At 43.1% G+C, this 12312-nt stretch carries 12 protein-coding genes; 2 read left to right on the forward strand and 10 right to left on the reverse strand.

The features are described 5' to 3' along the window. Positions 1-2: 2 nt before the first annotated feature. The 3 genes from zwf to AAA942_RS02225 form a co-directional block, all read right to left on the reverse strand. Entirely contained in the window at positions 3-1382 is a 1380-nt protein-coding gene (zwf, locus tag AAA942_RS02215) for a glucose-6-phosphate dehydrogenase (protein WP_338218597.1), read from the reverse strand. A 30-nt stretch (positions 1383-1412) separates the two neighbouring features. Continuing rightward, complete coding sequence (locus tag AAA942_RS02220; protein ID WP_338218598.1) at positions 1413-2072, reverse strand: ROK family protein; 660 nt, start codon at positions 2070-2072, stop codon at positions 1413-1415. 364 nt (positions 2073-2436) lie between these two features. After that, positions 2437-3054 carry an NAD(P)-binding domain-containing protein gene (locus AAA942_RS02225; RefSeq protein ID WP_338218599.1) on the reverse strand — a complete coding sequence of 206 codons (618 nt, stop codon included), beginning with the start codon at positions 3052-3054 and terminating at the stop codon, positions 2437-2439. 512 nt (positions 3055-3566) lie between these two features. On the opposite strand from AAA942_RS02225, the gene AAA942_RS02230 reads away from it, so the two are divergent. Together AAA942_RS02230 and AAA942_RS02235 are read left to right on the forward strand one after the other, a co-directional pair. Next, the gene (locus AAA942_RS02230) at positions 3567-4739 is read left to right on the forward strand and encodes a pyridoxal phosphate-dependent aminotransferase (RefSeq protein WP_338218600.1); all 1173 of its coding nucleotides are present in this window, start codon (positions 3567-3569) and stop codon (positions 4737-4739) included. 9 nt (positions 4740-4748) lie between these two features. Next, the gene (locus AAA942_RS02235) at positions 4749-5876 is read left to right on the forward strand and encodes an AEC family transporter (protein WP_338218601.1); all 1128 of its coding nucleotides are present in this window, start codon (positions 4749-4751) and stop codon (positions 5874-5876) included. Positions 5877-5899: 23 nt separating this feature from the next. Here the strand turns inward: AAA942_RS02235 and mnmE are convergent, their stop codons facing one another. Genes mnmE through AAA942_RS02270 form a run of 7 tightly spaced genes read right to left on the reverse strand, consistent with a single transcriptional unit; the run spans position 5900 to position 12288 of the window. After that, on the reverse strand, positions 5900-7282 hold the full coding sequence (gene mnmE / locus AAA942_RS02240; RefSeq protein WP_338218602.1) for a tRNA uridine-5-carboxymethylaminomethyl(34) synthesis GTPase MnmE: 1383 nt from the start codon (positions 7280-7282) through the stop codon (positions 5900-5902). Beyond that, on the reverse strand, positions 7279-7734 hold the full coding sequence (locus tag AAA942_RS02245) for a thioredoxin family protein (RefSeq protein ID WP_338218603.1): 456 nt from the start codon (positions 7732-7734) through the stop codon (positions 7279-7281). Before AAA942_RS02245 ends, mnmE begins: the two co-directional genes overlap by 4 nt. Positions 7735-7745: 11 nt before the next feature. Then, entirely contained in the window at positions 7746-8642 is an 897-nt protein-coding gene (locus AAA942_RS02250; protein WP_338218604.1) for a metal ABC transporter permease, read from the reverse strand. Then, on the reverse strand, positions 8639-9925 hold the full coding sequence (locus AAA942_RS02255) for a metal ABC transporter permease (RefSeq protein WP_338218605.1): 1287 nt from the start codon (positions 9923-9925) through the stop codon (positions 8639-8641). The genes AAA942_RS02250 and AAA942_RS02255 overlap by 4 nt, the downstream gene beginning before the upstream one ends. Before the next feature lies 1 nt (position 9926). Next, entirely contained in the window at positions 9927-10715 is a 789-nt protein-coding gene (locus tag AAA942_RS02260; RefSeq protein ID WP_338218606.1) for a metal ABC transporter ATP-binding protein, read from the reverse strand. Next, positions 10712-11629 (reverse strand): metal ABC transporter solute-binding protein, Zn/Mn family, encoded by a 918-nt coding sequence (locus tag AAA942_RS02265; RefSeq protein ID WP_338218607.1) that lies wholly within the window; start codon positions 11627-11629, stop codon positions 10712-10714. Before AAA942_RS02265 ends, AAA942_RS02260 begins: the two co-directional genes overlap by 4 nt. Continuing rightward, positions 11626-12288: a metal-dependent transcriptional regulator gene (locus AAA942_RS02270; RefSeq protein WP_338218608.1), complete on the reverse strand. Its 663-nt coding sequence runs from the start codon at positions 12286-12288 to the stop codon at positions 11626-11628. Before AAA942_RS02270 ends, AAA942_RS02265 begins: the two co-directional genes overlap by 4 nt. Between the last annotated feature and the right edge of the window lie 24 nt (positions 12289-12312).

Below are 12312 nucleotides of genomic sequence, written 5' to 3' on the forward strand. Positions count from 1 at the left end.
ATTTACTTTTTTGAAACAATTGGATTTTTCCAGCCTCCGGGAGGTAATATTTGCTTGTTCGTTATTTCAGGACCCCAAGATTTTGGTTCATAGGGATATACGGGATGATCCTCAGCCAAGTAGTCATCGACTATTTTCCAAGCCTCTTCCACATAATCCTGTCGTGCAAAATGGGTAGGGTCACCCGCCATGGCATCGGTTAGGACCCTTTCATAAGCTTCTTTTTCGTTAGGGAAAGGAGTCGGATTGCCCTGCACCTCGCTCAATACCGAAGCCATATCTTCTTCAGGTGCCATAATGAGCATTCCAAATCCCACAGAAACATCCGGGCTGATTCTAAAACGAATGTGATTGGGTTGGGTGGCAATAGAGGAGTAGGCAGAAGGTAAATGCTTGAATCTGACCAGGATTTCGGTACAGGTTACCGGCAGATTTTTTCCGGCTCGGATAAAGAAAGGAACCCCTTTCCACCGGGGAGAATCAATATGTAGCCGAATGGCTGCAAAGGTCTCTGTTTTGGAATTGGGGTCTACTTTATTTTCCTGCAAGTAGCCTTCATATTGTCCTTTGACCACATCTTCCGCTCTGAAAGGCGCTATAGCTTTGAGCACATTGACTTTTTCATCCCGAATTGACTCGCTATCTAGTGCCTTTGGTGGCTCCATGGTCAAATTGCAAAGAATCTGAAATAGGTGATTCTGAACTACATCGCGGATGGCACCGGTATTGTCATAGAAAGCTCCCCGGCTTTGAATTCCAAAATCTTCGGCCATGGTAATCTGCATGGATTCGATGTGGTCTCGGTTCCACACAGGTTCCAAGAGTGAATTGACAAATCGAAAGAATACGATATTGTTGACCGGACGCTTGCCTAAATAATGGTCAATCCGATAGATTGACTTTTCCTCAAACTTGGATAAAAGTATGGAATTCAGTTCTTTGGCTGACTTAAGGTCTGTGCCAAAAGGCTTTTCTACGATTACTCTTGCCCCCTCTGCACATCCGGAGGCTGAGAGCTGCTCGATGATTTTTGGAAAAAGAACTGGTGGGATTGCTAAATAATGGGTGGGATTTTTGGCATCACCCAAAGCGGTACGAATCCTCCGGAAGGTTTCAGGGTCTGTATAATCACCGCCCACGAATTGAAGTTTTTCACAAAACTTTCGGAAAGTCTCTTCTGAGAACTTGCCGTGTTTTTGAATGCTTTCCTTGGCTCGTTCTCTGAGTTTTTCCAAATCATAATCCCCCCTTGCCACACCGATGATCGGGACGTTCAGGTTGCCACGAATCACCATTTGATTCAGAGCAGGGAAGATCTTTTTGAAAGCCAGGTCTCCCGTAGCTCCATAAAATACTAATGCGTCAGATTTGACTTGTGTCATGTTGGAAATAATAAGGGAGTAGGTGCAGAATCAGATTTTAAACTCTCTTTCCCAAAGTCTGAAACCTCCGGTGAAGGCATTTTTGTTTGATCCTAATCGGCATTTCTCCGGAATTTCTTCCAAGTATTTGGAATTGCCGCCTCCGAGGACGATTTCATCAGGCTGGAAACAGTGTCTGAAATGCTCGATGGTTTGATAGACGAGCTCTTTCCACTTTTTCTTTCCCACTTTCTTCATCGCAGCATTGCCCACATGGGTTTCAAAAGTACCCTGTTTAAAAGGCAGATGACCACCTTCCAGCGGAAGGATAAGGTCTTCGAATACCATGGCTGTTCCCAAGCCCGTCCCAAAACCCATAAAAAGAAGTTTTCCCCCTTCATAACTTCCCAAAGCCTGCATCGCAGCATCGTTGATAATTCGTACTGGTATTCCGAAGGCTTTTTGGAAATCAAAGCCCATCCAGCCTTTTCCCATATTGACTGGATCTGCGGCAATTTCACCATGTTTTACCACACCCGGAAATCCTATCGAAATGGCTTCATAAGCCCACTCCTTGGTGGCATCCTTTACCAATGGAATTAGATCATTCGGTGTAAAATCACTCCCTGAGGGGATTTTTATTCTTTCGGGCTGACCCGTGGCCAAAAGCTTGATGTTAGAGCCTCCTATGTCAATTACAAGTACGTTCATTCAATAAGGGAAGTCGCTTATTTATTTCTCAAATATGGTTTTGAAATTTAGAAGGATGAAATTATTTATGATATTGTTTTCAAATTTTTATTCCGAAGGCGAACTCAGTTTTAGAGATAAATTTTATTTAATTCTGAATTCTTGATCTTGGTAAAATAAAAATTGGCTTTTTTCTCAAAATCAGAATCTTTATCCATTCATTAATCCTCTTCAAATAGGCTATAGGCTTTCTTTTAATTCAGAATTGCAGACCTAAAAATTAAGCGAAGTATGTCCTTGAGAAATCAATCATTTTTAGTTGGATAAATCCAAAAAAAATGGTGGAACCAAAGCTCCACCATTCGGGTGACTGGAAAAATAAGGTTTACACAGATACCAGCTTAAAATGAAGATTAGACTGGTCTTTTTTATTCCATGAAATCTCTTTGCTCAGATGATAAAAAGCCTCCAAAAGGGGAGCATTATCTATTTGACCTGCATCTATAGCTTTAAAACCTATAAGTTCAATAAGTCTTTTTATTCGGATTTTATCGGGAATATTTTCTCCACAATAGTAGGTTTCCTTGATAATTCCCAAGTGGTCCGATTTGGGATAATCTATCCCCAGATTATTAAAGGCTTTGAATAGGAACGCTTTAGGCGCAGCCTTTTTTAGATGTTTGGTGGTGGACACAGCTAATTTTTTGTCGTAATGGGCATTGGTGCAGTCTACGATCAGCTTTTCGGAAGTATCCACGCTTCTGATAGCTTTGAATATTTCCGGGAGAAACTCATTTTCCGCACAGATCAAAACGATTTCCGATTGGATGATCGCTGACTCATAAGGACAAATTCGGTTGTAAAGCCGATTGAGGACTTTCCAATCGGGGGCATTTACATCAAAATCTGATCGTACTCCGAAGACAGGATTCAGCCCAGCTTCAATGCATTTTTTTCCAAGGGTTTGTGCGAGAGAAGTCCCGCCTAGAAATCCGATTTTCATAAAGTCAGCAATTCGTTAGGTGAATGTTTTCTGTTACGAATTAGAGTATAAACAGCTGAATATTAGAATGAATTACCTATTTATCCAAATTAAATTTTGAAAAAAATGAAAAAACAATATATTATTCAATAAAGATGTTTCGAAATGCAAAAAATAGATTTTCAAATAATTAACTCTCTCCGTGGTTTAGAAGGTATTGCGGGCTATAATTTGAAAGTCTACCTGATGAACAAGCTTTTTAAGGAAATACCAGATGGACTTGATGTAGGGAGAGTTTGATGTACCTATAATTTAAAAATGGGTTAGAAAAAACACTTAAATAATTATAAAAATTAAAATAAAGCCAAATTAAGGTTTTCAAAACAATCATAATTATTGCATATTGTGTAAAATTTGAATTTTCAGGTAAAAAACTGAGCTAACCCAAAATAATCTGGCCGAAATTTTCTCCACATATCATTTGTGGTATGATTTCGATCTTTTTCCAGTAGCAACCAAACCTATCAACAATCATGAATAAATCTTTCTCCAGAAGAGATTGGCTTAAATCCAGTCTTCTCGCTACCTCAGGCTTCTTGGCTGCGCCGGTATTTTCTGCAATTCCTGAAAGAAACCTAGTTCAATACAATGCAAAAAGCACATTAAGGGAGTTTTTGCCAGATGTTCATCTAGCCGAAACCCGTCTGATTGCCCGGCTTAATGCCAATGAAAACCCCTATGGTCCTTCACCAGAGGTGGTTCAGGCGATAGCCAATTCGGTAAGTGAAGGAAATCGCTACGGTCATAGTGACGCCCAGACACTAATCAGGATGATTGCAGAAAAGGAAGGAGTAAAGCCCTCCAATATCATGCTGGGACCGGGTTCAACAGATCTTTTGGAGAAAACAGCCATTACCCGATTTCAAAATGGGGGAAATATTGTATCTGCAGACCCTTCTTACATGTCGGTCATGAATACGGCCCAAGCCATGGGCGGTACATGGAAGCCAGTGACATTGGCGAAGGATTATTCCCATGATTTGGAGGGAATGAAGGCCGCCATAGACTCAGAAACCAAGCTTGTGTATATCTGTAATCCCAATAATCCAACCGGTTCCATTACCGATGCTGCGGCTTTGAAAGAATTCTGTAAAACAGTTTCAACTCAAGTTCCCGTGTTTGTGGATGAAGCCTATTTGGAATTCTTACCTAATCCTGAAGATCAAACCATGGTGGGTCTGATAGCTGAAGGCAAGGATGTGATCGTAGCTCGGACATTCAGCAAAATCCACGGAATGGCCGGCTTGAGGATAGGATATATCGTGGCTACAGAGGAACGGATAGAGAGCATCACTTCCAAAGTGCGAAGTACCATGGGACTTTGTCTTACGTCTTTGAAAGGAGCTATTGCCAGTATGCAGGAGAAGGAGTTTTTGGCAAGCTGCAAGGCACAAAATACAGACTGCAGGGAGTTTATCACCGCTGAAATAGTCAAATTGGGATATTCCCCGATTCCTTCCCATACCAGTTTTTTGATTTTTCCCATCCAAATGGAAGGCAAGCAATTTATGAATGCCATGGTTCAGGAAGGGGTAGGAATCCGTACTTATGAAATGTATGATAAGCCTTGGTGCAGGGTGAGTATGGGGACTCATGAGGAGTTGGAGATTTTCGTGGAGACGTTTAAAAAAGTAACCCAAGCCTAAGTTCAATTCATGTTTTTGGGATTAGAAAAAACGCTCTCCATTCTTCTTTTGATTCTTTTGGGTTATTTCCTAAGGGGAAAACTAATCCAAGAGGATCACAAGAAGGGACTGAAAGTAGTCATTCTTGATTTGGCTTTGCCTGCAATGATTTTTGTAGCGCTGCTAGGAATCCGAATGGATTCTGAGCTTCTTCTGCTTCCCGTGGCAGTATTGGCTTGGAATGGAGTGATGTTGGGAGTGAGTTACTGGATTCTTCCTTTGCTTGGAATTGATTCAAATTCTTCCCAGCATAGAACCTGGATGTTGCTTTTTCCTTCTTTAGCTCCCGGATTGTCTTGTTTTCCATTTATTATTGAGTTTTTGGGAGAAGAGGCCTTGGCATGGGCAGCGATAGGTGATGTGGGGAATAAGCTTTTTGTTCTCGTTATTTCTTATCTGCTAGCCATGTCTTTGTATTATCGGATTCAGCGCTTAGGTGCTCAATCAAATAAAGAAAAGGTGAAATCCCTTCTCTTGGCAATGCTGAAAGAACCCATCAACTTGGTGATGATTTCCTCAATTCTGCTTTTGTCATTTGGATTTAACCTGAGCTCACTTCCTGAATTTTTGAAAAGTCCGGTCGTGATGCTAAAGGATATGATGACTCCTTTGATTCTGTTATTCATCGGTGTTTCGGTCGTTTTGAAATGGAAATCCATTCAAAAAATCTTTTCCATTTTGATGTTTCGTTCAGGTATTTCCTTGTTAATCAGCGGGATGATCTTGACTTTTTTCCCGGTTTCAAATTCGACTGTTATTCTGTTTTTGCTGGTTTTTCCCTTATCCAGTGCGTCATTTTGGCCTTTTGCCCATATGGCAGGGATAGCCAAACTGGAAAAACAGACCCAATCTGCCAGAAAGACCTTCGATTTGGAATTGGCTATCAATATTTTGGCGGTATCCCTTCCTTTCAGCACGATTTTGATTTTATCTATTCTGACAGGAGGGGAGTATTTTCTTTCTCCCATGCCGGTATTGACTTTGGGAGGAATTCTCAGTGCTTTACCTTTTCTTCCCCGGATTTGGGCTCAGTTAAGAAGTTTAAGCATTGATTTTGAGACAGAAAAAAGGCCAAATTTAAAAGATAGTCCGAAGTAGCAGGGAAGGGGTATTTCTTGGGTTTACTTCCCGATACAAAACTTCGAAAATATATTCGCCAGCAGATCGTCCGTAGTCACTTGCCCGGTAATCTCACCCAAATAATGCAGAGATCTTCGGATATCCATCGCCAGAAAATCATTGGTTACTTCTTGGTCTAAGCCAGTCAGTACATCGAGTAGGGATTCTCGTGTTTTGGTTAGGCTATTGTAGTGGCGAACGTTGGTCACAATGGTATTTCCGGTGCGGAATTTATCCAGATTGACCAGCTCCAAAATTCGGGATTTTAGTCCTTCGAGGTTCTCTTTTTTTCCTGCGGAAATAAAAATAGTATCTGGATGTTTTTCCTTTAACTCATTGATAATATTTTCTTTAGCCTTATCCGTTTTGTTGGCCACTTTAAGAAAAGGTACCCCAAGGTTTTCCAGTTTATTGATATCCCGATTGATTTCAACCAAGTCTGTATCACTCAAATCAAACAGGTAAAGGATCAGCGATGCAGTCTTCATTTTCTCCTGTGTCCGGCTTACACCGATAGCTTCAATGGTGTCGGTTGTCTCCCGTAGACCTGCTGTGTCGATAAACCTGAAAATGACACCTCCTATACTGATTTCATCTTCGATAAAGTCCCGGGTGGTTCCTGCGATATCCGAAACGATGGCTTTTTCCTCGTTGAGCAGGGCATTGAGGAGAGTGGATTTCCCGGCGTTTGGCTTGCCGGCGATGACCGTGGGAACTCCGTTTTTGATCACATTGCCTAAGTCAAAGCTCAGGATCAATTCTTCGACGATTCTTAAAATCCGCTCAACCAAACTCCTCAAATCATCCCTACTCGCAAACTCTACATCCTCCTCGACAAAATCCAACTCTAACTCAATCATGGAAGCAAAGTGAATCAGTTGATTTCGCAATTCTTGAATTTCGGAGGAAAAACCGCCCCGCATCTGATTCAAAGCGGCTTGGTGGCTGGTTTCTGAGTCGGCATGGATCAAGTCTGCCACAGCTTCTGCTTGGGCCAAGTCAAACTGCCCATTGAGAAAGGCTCGTTGGGTAAATTCTCCGGGTTTGGCCAGTCGCACTCCTTTCCGGACAAAGAGTTTTAAAACCTGATTGATAATGTAGGAGGAGCCATGCGTGGAGATTTCCACTACATTCTCTTTGGTAAAGGACTTGGGAGCGATGAATACAGATACTAGAACTTCATCGATTATCTTTTCCCCATCTCGAATTGTTCCTAAATGAATGGTATGAGAGGGGACATTTTCCAGGTTTTTTCCAAAAAAAACAGAATTGGTGATTTTGATGGCATCTTTTCCAGAAAGTCGGATCACCGCAATAGCTCCCACACCTTGAGGTGTGGCAAGGGCGATGATGGTGTCATCCCGCTCAGCAAGTGAAAAACTCATAACTTAGGCTTGAAAGCTTTCTCGATCAATTCGTCCAAACTGGTCAAAAATTCTGAGGCAGGACGATAGCCCGGCATTTGGGCAATGTTTTGAAGTTTGGGCTCGATAATCACAAAATTGGGGTAGGATCTCACCCTCATGGCAGCGGCCATTTGGGCTTCATTGTAGGTTTTCCCCATAAATTCGAAGGTTCTTTTGGTATCCTCTGCGTTCAGCTTGACTGCATAAAAGTTGGAATTGATGTATTCGACTACTTTGGTGTCGGTAAAGGTTTCCTTATCCATCTTTTTGCACCAGCCACACCAATCGGTGTAAACGTCCACAAGGATCATTTTTGGATTTTGAGCATTGGCTGCAATGGCTTCTTCAAACTTCAACCACTCGATTTGACCTTGGGCCAAAGCAGAAGTGCTGAGAAGTAATCCGAGAAGAATAATGCTGAAATATTTCATAGGTGACGATTTCAAATTCCAAACGACTGCGGTAGAGGAGAAGTTCCGCTTTTGCTGCTGTTCCTTTTTCTATTAAGCAAAACGCTTGCCCCAAAAAACAAGCCGGCTACGGTGACCATCATTCCAGCAATTGAACTATCCAACCAGTAAGCAAGATAATAGCCAAAGAAGGAAATCAAAACACCCAAAATCACAGTAACCTTAAGTAAAGGAATCAGACTCTTGGTCCAAAGAAAAGCAGTGGCAGGAGGGACAACCAGCAAAGCCACGACCAAAATGGCACCCACTGATTCAAAGCTGCTGACAGTAGTGTAGGAGACCATACTCATCAGGGCGAGATTGATTCCTTTAGAAGGAATTCCAATAACAGAGCCGAAGCTTTCATCGAAGCTGGTTAGGGTTAACTCCTTAAATAATAGATAGATAAATCCTGAGACAAAGAAAAAATTCAGCCCGGCAAGCCAGGTAATTCTGGGGCCTAAATTCAAACCGCTTTTGGTAATCCAAAGGTCAATGGGCAAATAAGCAATCTCTCCATACAGGACACATTCCTGATCCAGATCTACTTTGTAGGCGAAAAGATTGATTAAAATAATACCTATAGCGAAGAGTAGGGTAAAGGTGATACCGATAGAAGCATCCAATTGAACCCTGGCTTTTTTGCGTAGCCAGTCAATCATTAAGGTAGCCAATATCCCTAGCAGTCCGGCTCCAAGGATTACCTCTAGGCTTCTCTGACTTCCTGAAACGAAAAATCCGATGACTATTCCCGGTAAGACGGCATGGGAAATGGCATCTCCTGTCATGGACATTTTGCGCAGCATCAGAAATACCCCCAACATCCCGCAGGAGATGGCGATCAGGGAGCCGGTGAAAATGATCAGAAAAGCGTTAGAATCGAAGGTCATGGTCGGTCTCTGGGGATTGTTTCTTGATGGGGGTCCAATGCAGGGTAGTTGAGCCGTTTTTCCAGCAGAGCCTCCAGTTCGGGAGTTAGCAAATGCTCCAGCTGCTCGGCAGAATCGTGAACGTGATCCGGTGCGATATTCATGGACTCATTGAGATAGAGTTCCCAAAGGCGATGAAGTCTAACGATCCTCATGGCCTCTGAAATTCCGGATTGGGACAGTTCTATAAACTCTTGATTTTGATTGATATAATTATTTTGTTTTAAATCTTTGATACCAGATTGTGTTTGAGGCTTGTGGTAAGGGTAGAGCTCATAGATTTCTTCTATGGGGAGAGATTTTCTCCCTTCTTCCAAGGCCTTGTAAAGTGCTTTGAGCAAGTGTTCCCGATGGGTTTTTCTCAAGTATTTCTTTCTGGCAAAAAAACGAAACAGCATCCCGCTTTTGGGAGAAAAAAGAAATGAAATCAAGGCGATCAAAGAAAGAAACACCACTACCCATGGCCCGGTGGGCATTTGTGGTAGGACAAAGGAAATATAAGTTCCCATCACCCCAGAAATCACTGAAAACAAAGCGGCCAAAATCAGCAAAGTCCCTAATCGATCTGTCCAGAATCGGGCTGCTGACCCCGGAGTAATCAATAAAGCTGCCATTAGAACTACCCCAATCGCCTGTATCCCGATCACTACGGCAAGAATCATCAGGACATTGAAAGAAAAGGAGATGGATTTCATCGGAAAACCAATCGAATCCCCAAATTCCCGATCAAAAACCATCAGGCGGAATTCTTTCAAAAAGAAGGTCAGGACCAATATGATAAACAGGGCCAATCCTCCATATAGCATCAGGTCCTTTTCTGAAATGCCGATGGCATTGCCAAAGATGAAGGTGTTCAACCCGGCAATTTCGGGATTCCCTGATTTTTGAAGGGCGGTCAACATAACGATCCCTATTCCAAAAAAAACTGAAAGAATGGTTGCGATGATCGCATCTTCGCTGAGCTTAGTGTTTCTTTTAAGCCATGTACTCAAAAAAGTGGCTATACCTCCCGAGACAAATGCTCCGGTGACGATGTAAACCGGGTTCTTTTCTCCTGCCAGAATAAAACCCAGACAAATTCCCGGAAGTACAGCATGGGAAATGGCATCTCCCAAAAGGGCCTTTTTATCCAAAAAGGAAAAAGTCCCCACGTAAGCTGAGCCGATTCCCAATAAAGTAATGCCGAGCACAACCCATAGTATACTGGGATCCTGGAAGGTGAAGAAATAGACAAAATCCTCCATATCAGCTTTTCAAAGGGTTAAATTCTTTTCGCTTGATCAGGTCGGTTACTTTGGTCAGCAAGTTAAGCTTACCTCCGTAGGTTTTGCGCAGCAGCTCTTCGGTCATCACGAGGTCTTTGGGACCGGAAGCGACCAGATGGAGGTTGAGCATGATGGCCCAGTCAAAGAAATTCATAGCGGAGTGGATGTCATGATGCACCACAATGACCGTCTTGCCGGTGTCGGCCATTTCTTTCAGCAACTGGAAAATGGCCGTCTCCGTTGCCATATCTACTCCGGCAAACGGCTCGTCCATCAGGTACAGATCTGCCTGCTGCGCCAAAGCTCTTGCAATAAACACTCTTTGCTGCTGCCCTCCGGACAATTCTGAAATCTGTCTTTTGACGAATCCACTCATGCCTACTTGCTCAAGACTATGGAGAGCGAGTTCCTTTTCCTTTTTTCCGGGCCTTCGGAAAAGCCCCAATTTCCCATACGTACCCATCATCACCACATCCAATACCGAAGCAGGAAAATTCCAATCAACGGATTCTCGCTGGGGAACGTAACTTATGCGAGTTCTGACCTCATTTAGAGGTTTGTCAAAAATTCTGATGTATCCTGAAGTAGGAGGGATCAGTCCCATAATGGCTTTGATCAAGGTGCTTTTCCCGGCACCGTTAGGCCCAAGGATCCCCACCAGTTTTCCTTTGGGCAGGCTGAGGTCCACATTCCAAAGCACGGGATTCTGATCGTAGCTGACTGTTAGGTCATGAATTTCCAATATGGGCTCTTCGACTTGTGTGATCATGGGAGGAGGTTTTCGTAAATGGTGTTCAGATTGGTTTCAAACATGCCTAAATAGGTTCCTGCAGGAGTGCCAGGTGCATCCAAGCTATCAGTGAAAAGAGGGCCAGCCAGCTTTACGGTTCGGTTTTTATTTCTGACTCCATTGGCTACCGCCTGAATAGCTTTTGGGGAGATGGTTTGCTCAGCAAAGATAGCTTTGACCTGATAGGTTTCTATGAGTTGTATCAACTCAGTTAGGTCTCTCAATCCAGGCTCACTCAGCGTGGAGAGGCCTTGGAGGGCATGCACTTCCAAGCCGTATGATTTTCCGAAATAGGCAAATGCATCATGGGCTGTGACCAATACCTGATTTTTTGACTTTAGTTCAGAGACTTTCATTTCAGCTTCTCGGTCCAGCTGAGCAAGTTTTTGGAGATAGGAATCCGTGTTTTTCTGAATTTCCTCCTTCCATTCGGGCTTCCATTGGGAAAGTTTTTCTGATGCAAATGTCAAAGCTTGAGTCCAAAGCTTCACATCAAACCAAATATGGGGATCTACGCTATGTGCCTCTGGTCCGGAGCGGATCAATCGGTTTTTATCTACTCCTTCCGACACATTGATCAGCTCTTTGGTAAGAGCGAGTTTTTCGAAGATCTCAGTCATTTTCCCTTCCAAAAACAATCCATGATAGACCACCAAGTCAGCTGAAGTCAATAAGTCCAAATCCCTAACTGAGGCTTTGTACAGGTGAGGATCGACTCCTGCGGGCATGAGGGCTACGACCTCAGCTTTGTCTCCGACAAGGTTCTGAACTCCATCTGCCAAAATACTTGTCGTAGCCACAATTCTTGGCTTTTCTCTTTGGGTTTCCGCCTCAGGCTTGCAGGCGGCCAGAACCAAAAATGAAAGGAAAAGAAATAATCTCAGGGGATTCATAACTGAAGAACCAGGATATTGCTCGCTACCTCCTTGGACATGAACAGATTCTTTTTTTGATCCACGAGGATTTCCAATGAACCGTCAAATTCGACTTTGTCCAGAATTTTAATTCTGGCACCGATGTATGCTCCGACTTTGTCCAAATACCGAAGAAAAGCCGCAGAGGAATCCTTGACGGCTACGATCTGCCCGGTTTGGTTGATTTCCATTTCTGCCAATTCTACCCGTGGTCGGGAGCGTACATCTCCAAACTCATCCGGAATCGGATCTCCGTGGGGATCAAACTTTGGAAAGTTGAGGTAAGCATCCAGTCTTTGAATCAAAAGAGGGGAGTGGATATGCTCGAGTTGTTCAGCTACTTCGTGGACTTCATCCCATGCAAAGTTCAATTTCTCCACCAGAAATACTTCCCAAAGGCGATGCTTTCGGATGGTCTGAAGAGCCAGTCTTTTTCCGGATTCGGTGATCTGCAATCCATAATATTTTCTGTATTCGATGACTTCCTTTTCTCCCAGCCTCCTGAGCATATCACTGACGGAGGCTGGTTTATTTTTCATTTCTGCTGCCAAGTCATTGGTGGATACACTTTTTTTCCCTGCATCTGAGAGGTGATAGATCGCTTTGAGATAATTCTCTTCCGCTACAGTCAATTCCATGGTTTGTGATTTTATAAGCCAAAG

Origin of the sequence: Algoriphagus sp. oki45, from assembly GCF_036245605.1 — a bacterium.
In the GTDB taxonomy this organism is placed as follows: Bacteria; Bacteroidota; Bacteroidia; order Cytophagales; family Cyclobacteriaceae; genus Algoriphagus.